General features: G+C 43.8%; 1 pseudogene. It reads right to left on the reverse strand.

What is annotated here, in order from left to right:
- Positions 1-19 precede the first annotated feature (19 nt).
- Positions 20-532: pseudogene (locus ACFIO5_RS13460) on the reverse strand (signal recognition particle protein); the annotation flags it as partial.

Consider the following 532-nt stretch of genomic DNA (forward strand, 5'->3'; position numbering starts at 1 on the left):
TTCCTTCCCTCTTTGCATCTTATTTTTTCTTGAGATGCTGAGGAAAATTTACCCCTCTATCGGCAGGACCATTGGAAAAACCAGGAAATGTAGGCCCACGCCCCGGAAGACCGGGTAATACATTCCCCCCATGACCACTTTCTATCTGCTTTTGAAGTTTTGAAAGTTGCTTTGGATCAAACTCCGATAAATCAGGCAGAGCTCCAGGATCTTTTCCCAAAGCTCCCATTCCCCCAAGGCCCATTTTAGATCCAAGTGCTCCAAACATTTTTCCCATTAAACTGCTTTTCCCTTTACCTCCTATGGCTTTCACCATATCCGCCATTTGGCGATGCATTTTTAAAAGCTTATTAATATCAGCAGCACTTGTTCCAGAGCCCTTAGCGATTCGTTGTTTACGGCTATGTTTCAACAATTCCGGATTGGCGCGTTCTAAAGGCGTCATTGACGAAATAATAGCCAATTGACGATTAAACAAACTATCATCAAGACCGGCAGCAGCAATTTGATCTTTTACCTTTCCCAAACCGGG

Source organism: Bartonella sp. AA86SXKL (genome assembly GCF_042196885.1).